Annotated in this window: 17 protein-coding genes; 4 read left to right on the forward strand and 13 right to left on the reverse strand. The window is 68.5% G+C overall.

Features of this window, described 5'->3' with window-relative positions; translation table 11 throughout:
- Position 1: 1 nt before the first annotated feature.
- Positions 2 to 880: an NAD(P)-binding domain-containing protein gene (locus AC52GN_RS14735; protein ID WP_496527569.1), complete on the forward strand. Its 879-nt coding sequence runs from the start codon at positions 2 to 4 to the stop codon at positions 878 to 880.
- A gap of 83 nt (positions 881 to 963) precedes the next feature.
- Here the strand turns inward: AC52GN_RS14735 and AC52GN_RS14740 are convergent, their stop codons facing one another.
- The 10 genes from AC52GN_RS14740 to AC52GN_RS14785 all read right to left on the reverse strand — a co-directional run bounded on the left by AC52GN_RS14740 (position 964) and on the right by AC52GN_RS14785 (position 10017).
- Entirely contained in the window at positions 964 to 1584 is a 621-nt protein-coding gene (locus AC52GN_RS14740; RefSeq protein ID WP_496527570.1) for a DUF1134 domain-containing protein, read from the reverse strand.
- A 157-nt stretch (positions 1585 to 1741) separates the two neighbouring features.
- Positions 1742 to 4135, reverse strand: coding sequence for a phenylalanine--tRNA ligase subunit beta (pheT, locus tag AC52GN_RS14745; protein ID WP_496527571.1), 2394 nt, complete (start codon positions 4133 to 4135; stop codon positions 1742 to 1744).
- Positions 4132 to 4524: a hypothetical protein gene (locus tag AC52GN_RS14750; RefSeq protein WP_496527572.1), complete on the reverse strand. Its 393-nt coding sequence runs from the start codon at positions 4522 to 4524 to the stop codon at positions 4132 to 4134. The genes pheT and AC52GN_RS14750 overlap by 4 nt, the downstream gene beginning before the upstream one ends.
- Before the next feature lie 61 nt (positions 4525 to 4585).
- Positions 4586 to 5014, reverse strand: a complete 429-nt coding sequence (locus tag AC52GN_RS14755; protein WP_496527573.1) for a hypothetical protein — start codon at positions 5012 to 5014, stop codon at positions 4586 to 4588.
- Between the two features lie 14 nt (positions 5015 to 5028).
- Positions 5029 to 6105, reverse strand: a complete 1077-nt coding sequence (pheS, locus tag AC52GN_RS14760) for a phenylalanine--tRNA ligase subunit alpha (RefSeq protein WP_253111644.1) — start codon at positions 6103 to 6105, stop codon at positions 5029 to 5031.
- A gap of 88 nt (positions 6106 to 6193) precedes the next feature.
- Positions 6194 to 6547 carry a 50S ribosomal protein L20 gene (gene rplT / locus AC52GN_RS14765; RefSeq protein WP_003166434.1) on the reverse strand — a complete coding sequence of 118 codons (354 nt, stop codon included), beginning with the start codon at positions 6545 to 6547 and terminating at the stop codon, positions 6194 to 6196.
- A 109-nt stretch (positions 6548 to 6656) separates the two neighbouring features.
- Positions 6657 to 6854 (reverse strand): 50S ribosomal protein L35, encoded by a 198-nt coding sequence (gene rpmI / locus AC52GN_RS14770; protein WP_003166435.1) that lies wholly within the window; start codon positions 6852 to 6854, stop codon positions 6657 to 6659.
- 174 nt (positions 6855 to 7028) lie between these two features.
- Entirely contained in the window at positions 7029 to 8306 is a 1278-nt protein-coding gene (locus AC52GN_RS14775; RefSeq protein WP_496527574.1) for an MFS transporter, read from the reverse strand.
- An 81-nt stretch (positions 8307 to 8387) separates the two neighbouring features.
- The gene (gene infC / locus AC52GN_RS14780) at positions 8388 to 8909 is read right to left on the reverse strand and encodes a translation initiation factor IF-3 (RefSeq protein ID WP_343830097.1); all 522 of its coding nucleotides are present in this window, start codon (positions 8907 to 8909) and stop codon (positions 8388 to 8390) included.
- A gap of 145 nt (positions 8910 to 9054) precedes the next feature.
- Positions 9055 to 10017 carry a glycosyltransferase family 9 protein gene (locus AC52GN_RS14785; protein ID WP_346485228.1) on the reverse strand — a complete coding sequence of 321 codons (963 nt, stop codon included), beginning with the start codon at positions 10015 to 10017 and terminating at the stop codon, positions 9055 to 9057.
- Positions 10018 to 10099: 82 nt separating this feature from the next.
- On the opposite strand from AC52GN_RS14785, the gene AC52GN_RS14790 reads away from it, so the two are divergent.
- Positions 10100 to 10840 carry an alpha/beta fold hydrolase gene (locus tag AC52GN_RS14790; RefSeq protein WP_496527575.1) on the forward strand — a complete coding sequence of 247 codons (741 nt, stop codon included), beginning with the start codon at positions 10100 to 10102 and terminating at the stop codon, positions 10838 to 10840.
- A 169-nt stretch (positions 10841 to 11009) separates the two neighbouring features.
- Here the strand turns inward: AC52GN_RS14790 and hslU are convergent, their stop codons facing one another.
- Together hslU and hslV are read right to left on the reverse strand one after the other, a co-directional pair.
- Positions 11010 to 12314 (reverse strand): ATP-dependent protease ATPase subunit HslU, encoded by a 1305-nt coding sequence (hslU, locus tag AC52GN_RS14795; protein ID WP_496527576.1) that lies wholly within the window; start codon positions 12312 to 12314, stop codon positions 11010 to 11012.
- 69 nt (positions 12315 to 12383) lie between these two features.
- Entirely contained in the window at positions 12384 to 12953 is a 570-nt protein-coding gene (gene hslV / locus AC52GN_RS14800) for an ATP-dependent protease subunit HslV (RefSeq protein ID WP_496527577.1), read from the reverse strand.
- 170 nt (positions 12954 to 13123) lie between these two features.
- On the opposite strand from hslV, the gene AC52GN_RS14805 reads away from it, so the two are divergent.
- Together AC52GN_RS14805 and AC52GN_RS14810 are read left to right on the forward strand one after the other, a co-directional pair.
- Positions 13124 to 13534, forward strand: coding sequence for a BLUF domain-containing protein (locus AC52GN_RS14805; protein ID WP_496527578.1), 411 nt, complete (start codon positions 13124 to 13126; stop codon positions 13532 to 13534).
- Positions 13535 to 13565: 31 nt separating this feature from the next.
- Positions 13566 to 14342, forward strand: a complete 777-nt coding sequence (locus tag AC52GN_RS14810; RefSeq protein ID WP_496527579.1) for a HesA/MoeB/ThiF family protein — start codon at positions 13566 to 13568, stop codon at positions 14340 to 14342.
- On the opposite strand, the gene AC52GN_RS14815 is transcribed toward AC52GN_RS14810, so the two are convergent.
- Complete coding sequence (locus AC52GN_RS14815; RefSeq protein WP_453988083.1) at positions 14339 to 15325, reverse strand: 2-hydroxyacid dehydrogenase; 987 nt, start codon at positions 15323 to 15325, stop codon at positions 14339 to 14341. The two genes, AC52GN_RS14810 and AC52GN_RS14815, sit on opposite strands and share 4 nt — an antisense overlap.
- Positions 15326 to 15336 lie beyond the last annotated feature (11 nt).

Consider the following 15336-nt stretch of genomic DNA (forward strand, 5'->3'; position numbering starts at 1 on the left):
GATGACCGAACCCGCCGCCGCCCCGTCCCTGCTGGTGTTCGGCGGCGGCTATCTGGGACAGGCGGCGGCCCGCGAAGCCCTGCGGCGCGGCGGCCGAGTCTTCGCCACCTCGCGCGATCCGCAGACCCGTCAGTCGCTGGCGGCCCAGGGGATCAAACCGGTCGACCCGGCCGACGCCAAGGCCCTGAGCGAGGCCCTGGCCGCCGCTCAGGCCGTGCTGATCACCACGCCGCCCGACGCCCACGGCTGCCCGGCTCTGCGCGCCCTGACGCCTCTGGCGGGCGACGCATGGCCCGACTGGATCGGCTATGTCTCCTCCACCGCCGTCTACGGCGATCGCGCAGGCGGCTGGGCTTTCGAGGGCGATCCGCTGAACGCCGCCACGCTTGAGGGCGCCCGACGCGCCAGGGTCGAACGCGCCTGGCTGGACGGCGCCCAGGGCATGGGGCTGACGCTGCAGGTCTTCCGCCTGCCCGGCTTCTACGGCCCCGGCCGCAGCGTCCTCGATCGCCTGCGCGCCGGAACCGCCCGCCTGGTGAAAAAGCCCGGCCAGGTGTTCAACCGCATCCATGTGGACGATATCGTCTCGGGCCTGTTCGCCTCGATGGCTCGGCCGCGTCCCGGCGGCGTCTACAACCTGACCGACGACGAGCCTACGCCTGCCGACGTCGTCACCGCCTGGGCCACCGAGCGCCTGGGTCTACCGCGCCCACCCGAGGTCGACTGGACCGACCCCGAGGTCAGCGAGGCCATGCGCCGCTTCTATCTGGATTCCAAGCGCGTCTCCAACGCCCGCGCCAAGGCCGAACTGGGCTGGCGTCCAAGCTACCCATCCTACCGCGAGGGCCTGGAGGCGATCCTCGCCGGGGAACAGTCCTGACACAAAAAAGGCGCGCCGACCGAAATCGACGCGCCTCCTCTTTCGCTCAAGCCGCGAGGGTCCGCGACCCGAGCATAGCGAACTCAGAAAGGCAGGATGTTGCGCTGGCGGCTGTAGCTCATGGTGCCGACATTGGCGCCCAGACGCACGCCGACCCCGGTGCGGATCGGAGCCAGGACGATGCCGTCCGCGCGCTGATAATTCACGCCCAGACCGGCGACCAGATAGGCCGAGCCCTCGACGCCCGGGTAGCGGCGATAGAGCATGTCAGGGTGGTAGAGGCCGTAGACCAGGGTGAAGACCCGGCTGGCGTTGCCGCCCCAGTCCCAACCGATGGAAGCGCCCTGCCAGTACACCTCCTGCGAGGCCGACAGGTCCTTCATGTGCAGGGCGCCGCGGCCGTAACGCAGGCCGGCGACGACAGCGCCCGCGCCTTCTTCACCGGCAATATAGGCGGTCGGGCGGTCGCCCTGTTCGGCGAAGATGCGCTCGATGGCGCCGCCCACGGCCTCGGCCGCAATGCCCAGTTCGCGCGACCCGGCGGCGACCAGCTCATCGAAGGTATAGGCCTGGGCCGTGTTGTCCGAAGCGATCGGATAGTTGGGGTCGGCCGGCGGGCGGCTGGCGCAGGCGCCGAGGCCGGCGGGCAGGGCGCCGGCGGCGGCGAGGCCGAGGCTGGTGCGGATCAGTTGGCGGCGGTGCATGGTCGAGGCTCCCGGCTAAGGACGGTCCGCCCGTCGTCGCGGGCTTGGCCTACCGTCCGTGCCTTTTACGGCAGCCTTGGGGCTTTAAGGTTAACCGAAGATTGCTTGGCCGCAGAAGTTCCGGCGGCCTGGGCTTCAGGCCGCCGGATTTCTGCTGTCAGGCTCGCAAGGTTCCGCCCGCCTTGGCGGCGGCGGCCTTGACCTTGGCCATCAAGGCCTCGATCTCCGCCTCGGCCAAGGTGGCGGCGCGGGGCTGGATCTCGACCTCGATCGCCACCGACTTCTGGCCTTCGGGCACGCCCTGGCCGCGATAGACGTCGAAGACGCGAACGTCGGCGATCAGCGCCTTGTCGGCGCCCGCCACGGCGCGGGTCAAATCGCCCACGGCCTTGGCCTCGTCCATCAGGAAGGCGAAGTCGCGGGTCAGGGGCATGAGGTTCGGCAGGTCCGCCGCGCCACGGGCCTTGCCGGATTTACCCCGAGGCTCAGGCACCGAGTCGAGCACGATCTCGAACGCCAGCATGGGGCCGTCCGCGTCCAGCGCCTTCAGCACGCGCGGGTGCAGGGCGCCGAACTCGACGATGACGTTCTTGGGTCCCAGCTGCAGCCGGGCCGAACGGCCGGGGTGCCACCAGTCACGGTTCGAGCCCTGCGCCAGCTGCAGGGAGGCGACCGGGGCGCCGATCTCTTCCAGCACGGCCAGAAGGTCGCCCTTCAGCGCGAACAGGGGGTCTTCCCCCGCCCCGCCCCAGTGACGGTCGGCGTGCGGCGCGATCAGGCCGGCGATGACGGTGCGCTGGCCGGTCGGCTGGTCGTCCAGATAGATGGGACCGATCTCGAACAGGGCGACGTCGGCGTGGCCGCGCGCGGCGTTGCGCGCCGCCGCCTGGATCAGGTTCGGCAGGACCGAGGGCCGCATGCAGTCCAGATCGGCTGCGATGGGGTTCTCCAGCACCAGACGCTCGTCGCCGCCGCCGAACAGGGTCGCGATCGACTGCTTGGTGAAGGACCAGGTGACGGCCTCGGCATAACCCAGGGCCGCCAGGGCGCGACGGGCCGTGCGCACGCGCGCCTGACGCGGGCTCAGAACCCCGCCCGGCGCCGGGGCGACCGGCGGCAGGGGCGCGTCGGGCAGGGCGGCGTAGCCCTCGATGCGGGCGACTTCCTCGACCAGATCCGCCCGCCCCTCGATGTCGCGGCGCCAGGACGGCGGCGTCACCGACCAGGGCGAGCCGCGCATGACGGTGAAGCCCAGGGCGAACAGGATCTCGAAGATCCGGTCGTCGCTCAGGTCCATGCCCGACAGCCGCTTCACATAGGCCGGGTCGAAGGCGAAGGCGGCCGGAGCGGCCGGGGCCTGGCCCGCCACCGTGACCGTCGACGGCTCGCCGCCGCACAGGTCAAGGATCAGTTGGGTCGCCAGCTCCAGCCCCGGCACGACCGAGGCCGTGTCGACGCCGCGCGCGAAGCGGTACTGGGCGTCCGAATTGATCCCCAGCGAGCGGCCCGTCTGGGCCGTGGCGATAGGGTCGAACCAGGCGCTCTCGACGAAGACGTCGACCGTCTCGTCCGAACAGCCGGTCGAGACGCCGCCCATGACGCCGCCCAGGCCGATGGCGCGCTGGCCCCCGGCGTCTGTGATGACGCAGTCGGCGGCGCCCGGCGCATAGGTCTTGCCGTCCAGGGCGACCAGGCTGTCGGCTTCGCCGCGACCAGCCCGAACCACGATCCCTTCGCCCGACAGGGTCGCCAGGTCATAGACGTGCAGCGGCCGCGCGCGGTCGTAGGAAATCAGGTTGGTGATGTCGACGAGACGGTTGATCGGACGCAGGCCGATCGCCGTCAGCCGCTGTTGCAGCCACTCAGGCGACGGGCCGTTTCTGACGCCCCGGATCACGCGACCGGCGAAGACCGGGCACAGTTCGGGCGCCTCCAGCGCCACCGACACGGGAGAGTCGAAAGACCCCGCGACGGGAACGATCTCCGGCGTCGTCAGCTGGCCCAGCCCCGCAGCCGCCAGGTCGCGGGCGATGCCCGCCACGCCCAGCCAGTCGGGGCGGTTCGGCGTCACCTCGAAATCGATGACCGGCTCGGCGCCGAAGACGCCGGCGGCGGGCTCGCCCACCTGCAGGTCGTCGGCCAGCTCCAGGATGCCGTCGCTCTCATCCGACAACTCGAGCTCGGAGGCCGAGCACAGCATGCCGTTGGACACCACCCCACGCACCGGTTTCTCGACCAGGGTCACGCCCAGGCCGGGCACATAGGCGCCGATGGGAGCATAGATGGTGGTCAGGCCCGCGCGCGCGTTCGGGGCGCCGCAGACGATCTCCTTCATTCCGTCCACCGTCTCGACCTGACAGACCTGCAGCCGGTCGGCGTTCGGGTGACGCTCGGCCGAGACGATCTTCGCCACGGTGAAGGGGGCCAGTGCGGCGATCGGGTCGTGGACCTCCTCGACCTCAAGCCCGGCCATGGTCATGGCCTCGGCGACCTGATCGACCTCAGCCTCGGTGTCGAGGTGGGCCTTCAGCCAGGAAAGCGTGAACTTCATTGGGCCGTTCCCGACTGGGACAGGACCGCCACCATGTTGTCGATGAAGTCGGACGGACCGGTGAAGCCGACGCCCAGGAAGTTGCAGTTGATGAACTGGCAATCCCGGAACGGGATCGGCCCGGTGACGCGCTGCGGCCCCAGGGGGGTGAGCATCAGGTTGCGCGGATCGCCCTTGGCGTCGCCCATGTTGCAGCCGTCGAAATTACAGCCTTCCAGCGGCAGCAGGACGGCGGGCCCCTCTATCAGGCAGTTCTCGAAACGACGGTTCTCAATGGCGGGCAGGCCGGCGCGCGCCGCCTCCATGAACAGCTGCGGCAGCCACACGTTCTTGCCGACATAGGTGGGGCCGGGGCCGAGCGCTTCGAGGGTGATGGTGGTGTCAGTCATTGGGGTGATCTTTCAAAAACCAGAAGGGGGCCGGCGGCGCCGCTCCCGGCGCCTGCAGACCTCATCCCTTCGTTTGCGCCTGAGTTCTCGCCTCGGCGCGCGCGCTCAACAGGCCCTGCTCCATGTCGTCCAGCGCCTCCTTGGCTCCGGTGAAGGCCACCTGCACGAAGCGGCAGCGCACGAAACGGCAGTTGGACATGCCGATCGCCCCGGCGATCATGGAGCCGCGCGGGTCCAGCAACAGGGTGCGCGGGTCCTCGGCCACGCCCATGTTACAGCCGTCGAAGGTCGTGCCGTTCATGATCGCCATGACCGCCGGGCCTTCGATCAGACATTCGGTGAACGTCTTGCCGTCGATGAAGACCTGTCCGGCGTTCATGTGATGCACGGCCAGAGACGGCAGCCAGACGGCTTCCTTCTCGAACGTGGTGCGGGCGACGATCTCGCGACCCAGCTTTTCTTCGGGCGACATCGTGGTCTGGTCGGTCATGGGCGTATTCCAGTTCAGCTGAGGCCCGACGCCGGGTTCGGCGCGGCGAAGGCGGAGAAGCCGTAGTGCGCCAGCCAGCGCGTGTCGGCCTCGAACATGGGGCGCAGGTCCGGCACGCCGTATTTCAGCATGGCCAGGCGGTCGACGCCCATGCCGAAGGCGAAGCCCTGATACTCATCCGGGTCGATGCCGCAGTTGCGCAGCACGTTCGGGTGCACCATGCCGCAGCCTAGGATCTCCAGCCAGTCCTCGCCTTCGTTCAGGGTCAGCTTGCCGCCGGAACGGTCGCAGCGGATGTCCATCTCGGCCGAGGGCTCGGTGAAGGGGAAGTGGTGCGGACGGAAACGGGCATGCACGTCGTCCAGCTCGAAGAAGCGGGCGATGAAGGTCTCCAACGTCGTCTTCAGGTGGCCCATGTGGATGTCGCGATCGATCACCAGACCCTCGATCTGGTGGAACATCGGCGTGTGGGTCGCGTCGGAATCCTTACGGAAGGTGCGGCCGGGCGCGATGATGCGGATCGGCGGCTTCTGCGACATCATGGTGCGGACCTGCACCGGGCTGGTGTGGGTGCGCAGCACCTTGCGCTCGCCCGTTTCCGGGTCGGGCTTCAGGAAGAAGGTGTCGTGCATCTCCCGCGCCGGATGCTTGGGCGGGAAGTTCAGAGCGGTGAAGTTGTGGAAGTCGTCCTCGATGTCCGGCCCCTCGGCGACCGAGAAGCCCATGTCGGCGAAGACGGCGACCATCTCGTCCATGACCTGCATGGTCGGATGCACCCCGCCCTTGCGGCGCGGGCGGCTGGGCAGGGTCAGGTCGACGCGCTCGGCCAGCAGGCGGGCGTCCAGTTCGGCGGCCTCCAGCTCGGCCTTGCGGGCGGCCAAGGCCGACGACACCCGGTCGCGCAGGCCGTTGATGACGGGGCCGCGCTCGCGGCGCTCATCCGGGCTCAGCGCCCCCATGCCTTTCAGCAGGCCCGAGATCGAGCCGGACTTGCCGAGGGCGGCGACGCGGATGTCCTCCAGACCCGCCACGCTCTCGGCCGAGCCGATGGCGTTGATGAGGTCCAGTTCCAGTTGAGCGAGATCGGTCATGGGGGTTCGTCTAGCCGTTAGGATCGAAAGCAAAAAGCCCCCGGCGCGAACCGGAGGGCTTTTGCTTCGTCCCGTGTGGGAGAAAGGCTTAGGCCAGGGCCGCGCGAACCTTGTCGGCGATGCCCTTGAAGCCGGCTTCATCGGCGGCGATGGCGGCCAGAACCTTGCGGTCCAGCTCGATGCCCGCCTTGTTCAGGCCGTGCATGAACTGCGAGTAGGTGAAGCCTTCGGTGCGGGCCGCGGCGTTGATGCGCTGGATCCACAGGGCGCGGAACGAGCGCTTCTTGTTGCGACGGTCGCGGTAGGCGTACTGACCGGCGCGATCCACCGCAGCCTTGGCGGCGCGGATGGTGTTCTTGCGGCGGCCGTAGAAGCCCTTGGCCTGCTTCAGGACTTTCTTGTGCTTGGCGTGGGACGTAACGCCCCGGGTGACGCGAGCCATTGTAATTTTCCCTTCGGGAAGTCCCTACCGCTCGGCCCGCGGGGCCGCGCTGCTTGAGGGACTTAGTTCAAATTCTATGCGGTTGAGAGATCGTGTCTGCGTGCGCCGATCAGGCGTACGGCATGTAGGACTTGATCTTCTTGGCGTCGGCGTCGGCCATGACCGAAGTGCCGCGGTTCTGGCGGATGTACTTCGAGTTGTGGCTGATCAGGCGGTGGCGCTTGCCGGCCACGCCAGCCTTGACCTTGCCCGTCGCGGTGAATTTGAAGCGCTTCTTGGCGCCCGACTTCGTCTTCAGCTTCGGCATTTTCACTCTCTGTCTTTTAGAGGGCTACCGCTCTTCGAGCTACTTGAGCCCGATCAGCGCCAGCCTGATTTAAGACCGCCCAGGCATGCCTGTTCGCCCGGCGGTCCGGTACGCGAAGGCGCGGCTTCTACGCCAAACGGGAGCCGGAGGCAAGAAGAGTCGCCGCGCGGCGTCTCAGGCCTGGGCCTCGCGGCGGCGTGCGGCGCGTCCGGCGTTGATCGCCATCATCGCCGCCGGAACCGTCAACGCCGCCCCCACCAGGAAGGGCCAGTCCGATCCAATGGCGGAATAGAGGACGCCCGCGACCATGGGGCCGACGATGCGGGCCATCGATCCCGTCGCCATGTTCAACCCCAGCATGGCGCCCTGCCGGTCCGGCGGCGACGCCCGGCTGATCAGGGCCGAGATGTTGGGCATGGCCAGAGACATGCCGCAGGCGCCGATCCCCATGACGATGGGAATGATCCAACCGGCCGACACAGGGATTACGAACAGACCCAGGTCGATCTGCGCCGCCGGAAACCACGCCGGCGGGGCCGCCACCTGCAGGATCAGCGACGCGCCGAACAACAGCATCCCCGCCGCCAGCACCCGCGCCTCGCCGAAGCGTCTCGCCAGCCGCCCGGCCACCAGCCCCTGATTCAAGGCCGAGACCAGCCCCACGATCATGAAGCTGAGGCCCACCTCGCGCGCGGTCCAAGCGTAGCGGTTTTCGGCCCACAGACCGAAGGACGCCTCCATCGCCGAGAACCCGGCCAGATAGATCAGGCTGACCACCAGGACGCGCGACACCACTTCGTCGGCGCGGGCGAACTGCAGGCCGGACAGGAAGGCGGGGCGGGGCGCGGCGGGATCAGCCTTGGCTCGGCTCTCGCGCAGGAAGAGCATCACCCCCAGCGCCGCCAGCACAGCCGCGCCCGAGGCGGCGAAGATCGGCAACTGATAGCCGACATGGCCCATCTGCGGCTGGGCGAGCAGGCCGCCGAGGCCCGGCCCGACAATGAAGCCCAGGCCGAAGGCGGCGCCGATCATCCCCATCCGTCCGGCCCGGCGCTCGGGCGGGGTGACGTCGGCGATATAGCCCTGGACCGTCGAGATATTGCCCGCGCCCAGACCGGTGAACAATCGCACCAGCACCGCCGCCCAGATGTTGGGCGCGAAGGCCAGCAGCAGATAGCCCAGGGCGTTGGCCGCCAGCGTGGCCAGCAGCACCGGCTTGCGCCCGATCCGATCCGACAGCCGCCCCCAGAAGGGTTCGGCGAAGAACTGGCCCAGGGAATAGGCCGAGAACATCAGGGTGATCTGCCACGGCTCGGCCTGAAGGCTCTGAGCGAAGAACGGCAGCAGCGGCACCACCAGGCCGAAACCGACCAGGTTGATGAAGACCACGGCGAACAGAACCGCCAGGGTCGGCGTCCCCGCGCCGGAAGCCTTTGTCGTCTGCGCCGTCATTCGAGGTCTTCCCGCCGGATAGTAAGACGCCCCGACCGAATGGCCGGGGCGTCCCTGAAAGTCTTGTCGTTCAGCCCGCGATCAGCGGGGGGCCAGGATCATGATCATCTGGCGGCCTTCCATCTTGGGCGCGAACTCGACCTTGGCTTCTTCCTCGAAGTCGGCCTGGACCTTGTTCATCAGCTTCATGCCCAGTTCCGGGTGAGCCATTTCACGGCCGCGGAAGCGGATGGTCACCTTGACCTTGTCGCCGTCGTCGAAGAAGCGATGCATGGCCTTGGCCTTCACATCGTAGTCGTGGCTGTCGATGTTCGGCCGAAGCTTGATTTCCTTCAGCTCGACGACCTTCTGACGCTTGCGCGCCTCAGCCTTCTTCTTCTGTTCCTGGAAACGATGCTTGCCGTAGTCCAGAATCTTGCACACCGGCGTTTCGGCGTTGGCGACGATCTGAACCAGGTCCAGGCCCGCCTCCTCGGCGGCCTCCAGCGCGGCGGACAAGGGCATGACGCCCTGTTTTTCCCCATTCTGGTCGATGAGCAGAACGCGGGCGGCGCGGATATCCTGGTTGATGGGCGGCCCGTCCTTTACGGGCGGCGCTTGCATTGGACGGCGAATGGGCGTCGTTTCCTTATGTGATCAGAAGATAGGCGAAAATTGTCTGCATGGCTCAGCGCGCGATGCCGCCGCTGTGTTCCAAGCGGCCGGAATATGGCGACGCAAGGCCGATGTTTCAAGGGATTTCGGGCCTTCAGGCCTTTACGGCCCCTTCAGCGACATAGGCGTCGTGCAGGCTCAGCACCGCCTCGAACACGTGATCGACGCTCAAATCCTCGATCGGAGCGAACTGACCGCGCATCTCATTGGACGCCGCCGTGCGCGTCCTCGGCCCCCACGGGCCGTACAGCCACCACTCGGTCGGGCCGAACAGGCCCAGCGTCGGCCGCCCCAACGCCGCCGAGACGTGCATCAGGCCGGAGTCGTTGCCGACGAACAGGGTCGCACGGTCGATGGCGGCGGCCGAGCACAGGATGTCGCCCTTGCCTACGCAGTCGATGGCGCGCGGTCCCGCCGCCTCCAGCGCCGGGGTCGCGGGCGGCCGGTCGCCGGGACCGCCGACCGGCATGAAGCGCCAGCCGTCGAAGCGCGGCTCGGCCTTCAGCTTCTCGACCAGCGCGCCCCAGCGGTCGGCGGGCCACGACTTGCCCGGCTGGTGCGCGATGGGGGCGAGCGCGATGATCGGCCCTGCGCCCGGACCGGACCCCAGCTGCGGGTCGATGACGGAGGCCGCCTCGGCGCGGGCCTGATCGTCAAGAAAGATTTCCGGGTCCAGAGGCGAAGGCGAGCCCATCAGGCGCGACACCATCTCGACCTTGCGCAGGCCCGTCTCCCAGCGACGGTTGTAGACGATGCGTCGCTTCGCCGGGATCAGATACGCCAGGGCCGAGCCGCGGATGTCCACGACCATGTCCCACTGCGTCCCCCGCACCTGCTTCCACAGGTCGATCCAGTGTCCGGCGGCCTTCTTCTTGTCGAGGATGATGACGCGCTCGACGTTCGGCGCGGAGCGAAAGAAGGGGGCGGGCGGGCGGCCGCAGGCGACGGTGATCTGAACGCCCGGCAGTTGGCGCGCGATCTCGCGGATCACGCCGGAGGAGATGACGCAGTCGCCGATCCGGTTGGAGCTGACGAACAGGGCTTTGGGTGCAGACAAGCGGGCGCCTCGCGGCCTCTGTGAACAATCGTCGTCTCTGCTAAAGCCATTCCGCGAGGAATGACAGTCCGAGGAGTTTCCCATGTCCGACGTCCAGACCCTGATCCGCCCCGACGGCGAGACGCTGGCCTTCAAGGCGGTCAAGGGCGACAGCCCGACGGTCATCTGGATCGGCGGCTTTCGCTCGGACATGGAGGGGACCAAGGCCCTGGCCCTGGGCGCCGCCGCCCGCGAGCGCGGCTGGAACTATGTGCGCTACGACCACTTCGCCCACGGCGTGTCGAGCGGCGACTGGAAGCAGGCCACCATCGGCCGCTGGCGCGAGGACGCCGTCGCCCTGATCGACAGTCTTGAGGGCCCGGTGGTTCCGGTCGGATCATCGATGGGCGGCTGGGTGGCCCTGCTGGCGACGCTGGCGCGGCCGGAACGGGTCAAGGGCGTGGTGCTGGTCAATCCGGCGCAGGACTTCACCGAAAAGCTGATGTGGCCGGGTCTGGCCGACCACGAACGTCAGGCGATCCTGCGCGAAGGCGAGACGGTCATCACCGAGGAAGGGCTGGGCTCCTACGTCCTGACTCGGCGGATGTTCGAGGAGGCGCGCGACTGGCTGTTGCTGGACGGCCGGATCGACATCACGGCGCCGGTTCATGTGCTGCAGGGCCGCGCCGACGACGTGGTGCCGTGGCGCCATCAGGTCGAACTGGCCGAACGCCTGAGCGGCGGCGACCTGCGGCTCGACCTGATCGAAGGCGGCGATCACCGGCTGTCGAGCCCGGCGGAACTGGAGCGACTGGTCGAGGCGGTGGAGGCGATGCGGGGCTGACTGCACGCACCACCTCCGCACACGTCGTACACGCCGTCATCCACGGGCTTGACCCGAGGATCGAGCGTCGGGGCACGCTCTTCCTGGCCGCCGTTACGCTGGCGGACAATCCGATCCTCGGGTCAAGCCCGAGGATGACGGAAAGACGAAAGCTCGCGGGAGAGGGGCCTCACAGGATGAACCGGCTCAGGTCGACGTTCTTCGCCAGATCACCAACCTTCTCGCGCACCTTGTCGCCGTCGAAGGTCAGGGTCTGGCCGGACAGGTCCGAGGCCTTGAAGCTGGTCTCTTCCAGCACCCGCTCCATCACCGTCTGAAGACGGCGGGCGCCGATGTTCTCGACGGTGGAGTTGGCGGCCACGGCGGCGTCGGCCATAGCCTCGACCGCGTCGTCGGTGAAGACCAGCTCGACCCCTTCGGTCGCCAGCAGGGCCTGGTTCTGGCGGATCAGATTGGCCTCCGGCTCGGTCAGGATGCGCTTGAAGTCGTCGCGGGTCAGAGCCTTCAGCTCAACCCGGATCGGCAGGCGGCCCTGCAGTTCCGGCAACAGGTCCGACGGCTTGGCGACGTGGAAGGCGCCCGAGGCGATGAACAGCACATGGTCGGTCTTCACCGGCCCATACTTGGTCGAGACGGTCGTGCCCTCGATCAGGGGCAGCAGGTCGCGCTGCACCCCTTCGCGCGACACGTCGGCGCCGCCGCCGCGATCCTGACGCGCGGCCACCTTGTCGATCTCGTCCAGGAAGACGATGCCCTCGTTCTCGGCCAGCAGCAGGGCCTCCTTCGTCAGGCTTTCCTGATCCAGCAGCTTGTCGCTCTCCTCGGTGACGAGGGGCGCCACGGCGTCGCGCACGGTCAGCTTGACCGTCTTGGTGCGGCCGCCGCCCATCTTGCCCAGCATCTCCGACAGGTTCAGCAGACCGACGTTGCCGCCGCCCGGCATGTCCAGCCCCTGCAGAGGCGAGGTCGTATCGGCCAGGGCGATCTCGATCTCCTTGTCGTCCAGCTCCCCGGCGCGCAGCTTCTTGCGGAAGGCCTCGCGCGTGGCGGGCTGCGAACCGGGTCCGACCAGGGCGTCGAGGATGCGGTCCTCGGCCTGGCCCTCGGCGCGGGCCTTGACGCCCGCCCGACGCCGGTCGCGCACCATGACCAGGGCGCTCTCGACCAGATCGCGCATGATCTGATCGACGTCGCGGCCGACGTAGCCGACCTCGGTGAACTTGGTCGCCTCGACCTTGAGGAAGGGCGAGCCGGCCAGCTTGGCCAGACGCCGGGCGATCTCGGTCTTGCCGACGCCCGTCGGGCCGATCATCAGGATGTTCTTGGGCGTGACCTCATCGCGCAGATCCTCGGGCACGCGCTTGCGACGCCAGCGATTGCGCAGGGCCACGGCCACGGCGCGCTTGGCGTCGTCCTGGCCGACGATGAAGCGGTCCAGTTCGGAGACGATTTCACGGGGAGACAGGTCGGTCATTCTTTTTTCCAGAAGCGCCTGTGTGCGGCGCTATCGTTCGCCGCGCGGCGGCTCGCTACTTGAGCGCCTTCACAGGCTTTCGATGGTTAAATTGCCGTTGGTGTAGACGCAGATGTCGGCGGCGATCTTCATGGCCTTGCGGGCGATCTGCTCGGCGTCCAGTTCGGTGTTCTCGTCGATCAGGGCGCGGGCGGCGGCCAGGGCGTAGTTGCCGCCCGAGCCGACGGCGGCGACGCCATATTCCGGCTCCAGCACGTCGCCGACGCCAGTGACGGTCAGAATGGTCTCCTTGTCGGCGACCAGCAGCATGGCCTCAAGACGGCGCAGATAGCGGTCGGTCCGCCAGTCCTTGGCCAGTTCGACGCAGGCGCGCGCCAACTGGTCCGGATACTGCTCCAGCTTGGCTTCCAGCCGCTCGATCAGGGTCAGGGCGTCAGCCGTGGCCCCGGCGAAGCCCGCCAGCACCTTGCCGTTCGCCAGGGTGCGCACCTTGCGCGCGGCGCCCTTGACGATGGTCGGCCCCATGGAGACCTGGCCGTCGCCGGCGATGACGGTGCGGCCGTTCTTGCGCACCGCCAGGATGGTGGTGCCGTGCCAGTCGGGAAAGTTGGAGGCGCTCGTGTTCATGGCCGCTGACATGGCGAAGCCAGCCGTCCGCCGCAAGATCAGGCGGTGTCGCAATGCGCCGCCCCACGGAAAGCTTAACCATAAATAATTCTTAATCGCGCCATGAAAGGTGGACCGCCCTTGCCGATCCGCCGCCTCGCTCGCCCGCGAGGAGGGCCCTGCGTTTTCTGTTTCGAGTTGCCTTGCCTCTGCACCGCGCCATCTATGTCAGCGACGCCGTCGGCGGCGCGGCGACCAGCCTTCTGATCCTGGCCGAGATTCTCGGCGCGTCCGAGCGCAACAACCGCCGCGACGGTCTGAGCAGCGTCCTGATGCGCCACGACGGCCGATTCCTGCAGCTCATCGAGGGCCGCCGGGCCGATGTCGATCGGCTGATGGACCGGCTGCGCGTCGATCCGCGCCATGAGAACCTGCGCCTGCTGTCTGATGTCGCCGTACCGGGCCGTCGGTTCGGCGACTGGCCCATGATCCTGGCCGAGCTGACGTCGGAGGGGGCTCGACTGTTGGACGGCGGCTCCCTGGACCGGCTCAGTCCCGCCCGCGCGGAGGCCCTGCTGGCCCTGGGCGTGGAGGCCGCGCCCGTTCCGGCCTGACGCACCCGCCCGACTGCGCTAGACAGTCGGCGTGACCCAGTCTTCCGCCCCTTCCGCTCCGGTTCGCTTCTCCGATGAAGAGGTCGAACGCTACGCCCGCCAGCTGGTGCTGTCCGAGGTCGGCGGCCCCGGCCAGCAGGCGCTGAAGCGCGCCCGCGTCCTGATCGTCGGCATGGGCGGGGTCGGCAATCCGGCCGCCCTCTATCTGGCCGCCGCCGGGGTGGGGACGCTGGGTCTGGTCGACGACGACACGGTCGCCCTGTCGAACCTGCAACGCCAGATCGCCTTCACCACCGAGGACGCCGGACGATCCAAGGTCGAGGCGGGCGCCGAACGGCTGAACGCCCTCAATCCGCACGTCACGGTCCAGACCTTTAACCAGCGCGTCACGCCGGACAGCGCTGCGGCCCTGATGCAGGGCTTCGACCTGGCCCTGGACGGCACCGATGACTTCGAGACGCGGCTGGCCGTCAACGCCGCCTGCGTGGCGGCGGGCAAGCCGCTGGTGTCCGGCGCGCTTGGCCGCTGGTCGGGGCAGGTGTCGGTGTTCGCCGGGCGCCCCTGCTATCAGTGCCTGGTGCCCGAGATTCCGCCCGACGCCGAGACCTGCGCCCGCGTCGGCGTGGTCGGCGCCCTGGCCGGCGTCATCGGCGCCATGGCGGCGCTGGAAGCGATCAAGCTGATCACCGGCGCGGGCGAGCCGCTGACCGGCCGCCTGATGCTCTATGACGGTCTGGCCGGAACCAGCCGGGTGGCGAAGATCGCCGCCGACCCCGCCTGTCCCGTCTGCGGGTCAGCTCACGCCTAGAGCATCGCCGGGATGACGCGATCCGGCGGACGATGGCCGTTCTGCCAGGTCATGATGTTGGCGATCACCCGGTCGCCCATGTCCTGACGCGCCTCGATGGTGGCGGAACCGAGGTGGGGCAGCAGCACCACATTCGGGCGGCCGATCAGACCGGGGTGGACCTTCGGCTCGTTCTCGAACACGTCCAGGCCGACGCCGAACAGGGCGCGGCGATCCAGCGCCTCGACCAGAGCCGCCTCGTCGATCAGTTCGCCGCGCGCCGTGTTGACCACGATGGCGTGCGGCTGAAGCCGGGCCAGACGTTCGGCCGACAGCAGGTGATGCGTCTCCTTCGTCGCCGGGCAGTTGAGCGAGATGACGTCCATCCGCGCCAGCATCTGGTCCAGGTCGTCCCACCAGGTGGCGCCCAGCTCCTCGGCGATCATGTCCGGGACGGGCTTGCGGTTGTGATAGTGGACCTGCATGCCAAAGGCCCTGGCGCGGCGGGCCAGCGCCTGGCCGATGCGGCCCATGCCGACGATGCCCAGACGCTTGCCCCACAGCTTGCGCCCGCACATCCAGGTCGGACTCCAGCCCTCGAACTGGCCCGCAGCCACGACGGCCGCGCCCTCGACGACGCGGCGGCTGACGGCCAGGATCAGGCTCATGGTCAGGTCAGCCGTGTCCTCGGTCAGGACGCCCGGCGTATTGGTGACGATGATTCCTCGCCCCACGGCGGCGTCGATGTCGATGTGATCCACGCCCGCGCCGAAGTTGGCGATCATCTTCAGCTGCTCGCCCGCCCCCGCGATCAGTTCGGCGTCCAGATGATCGGTGATGGTGGGCGCCAGCACCTCGGCCCGCTGCAGGGCGGCGGCCAGTTCGTCGCGCGACATCGGCCGGTCGGTCAGGTTCAGCTCGGCGTCGAAAAGTTCCCGCATCCGCGTTTCGACCGCGTCAGGCAGGCGTCTGGTTAATACGACCTTAAGCTTGCGAGCGGACATAGGGGACCTGG

This window comes from Brevundimonas sp. SS2672 (genome assembly GCF_059579685.1).

Coding starts and splice junctions, on each gene's coding strand:
- rplT (WP_003166434.1), bottom strand. CDS start 6,547: ATGGCTCGCGTCACCCGGGGCGTTACGTCCCACGCCAAGCACAAGAAA.
- pheT (WP_496527571.1), bottom strand. CDS start 4,135: ATGAAGTTCACGCTTTCCTGGCTGAAGGCCCACCTCGACACCGAGGCT.
- AC52GN_RS14735 (WP_496527569.1), top strand. CDS start 2: ATGACCGAACCCGCCGCCGCCCCGTCCCTGCTGGTGTTCGGCGGCGGC.
- hslV (WP_496527577.1), bottom strand. CDS start 12,953: ATGTCAGCGGCCATGAACACGAGCGCCTCCAACTTTCCCGACTGGCAC.
- AC52GN_RS14815 (WP_453988083.1), bottom strand. CDS start 15,325: ATGTCCGCTCGCAAGCTTAAGGTCGTATTAACCAGACGCCTGCCTGAC.
- pheS (WP_253111644.1), bottom strand. CDS start 6,105: ATGACCGATCTCGCTCAACTGGAACTGGACCTCATCAACGCCATCGGC.
- AC52GN_RS14775 (WP_496527574.1), bottom strand. CDS start 8,306: ATGACGGCGCAGACGACAAAGGCTTCCGGCGCGGGGACGCCGACCCTG.
- rpmI (WP_003166435.1), bottom strand. CDS start 6,854: ATGCCGAAGCTGAAGACGAAGTCGGGCGCCAAGAAGCGCTTCAAATTC.
- AC52GN_RS14790 (WP_496527575.1), top strand. CDS start 10,100: ATGTCCGACGTCCAGACCCTGATCCGCCCCGACGGCGAGACGCTGGCC.
- AC52GN_RS14755 (WP_496527573.1), bottom strand. CDS start 5,014: ATGACCGACCAGACCACGATGTCGCCCGAAGAAAAGCTGGGTCGCGAG.
- AC52GN_RS14740 (WP_496527570.1), bottom strand. CDS start 1,584: ATGCACCGCCGCCAACTGATCCGCACCAGCCTCGGCCTCGCCGCCGCC.
- infC (WP_343830097.1), bottom strand. CDS start 8,909: ATGCAAGCGCCGCCCGTAAAGGACGGGCCGCCCATCAACCAGGATATC.
- hslU (WP_496527576.1), bottom strand. CDS start 12,314: ATGACCGACCTGTCTCCCCGTGAAATCGTCTCCGAACTGGACCGCTTC.
- AC52GN_RS14750 (WP_496527572.1), bottom strand. CDS start 4,524: ATGACTGACACCACCATCACCCTCGAAGCGCTCGGCCCCGGCCCCACC.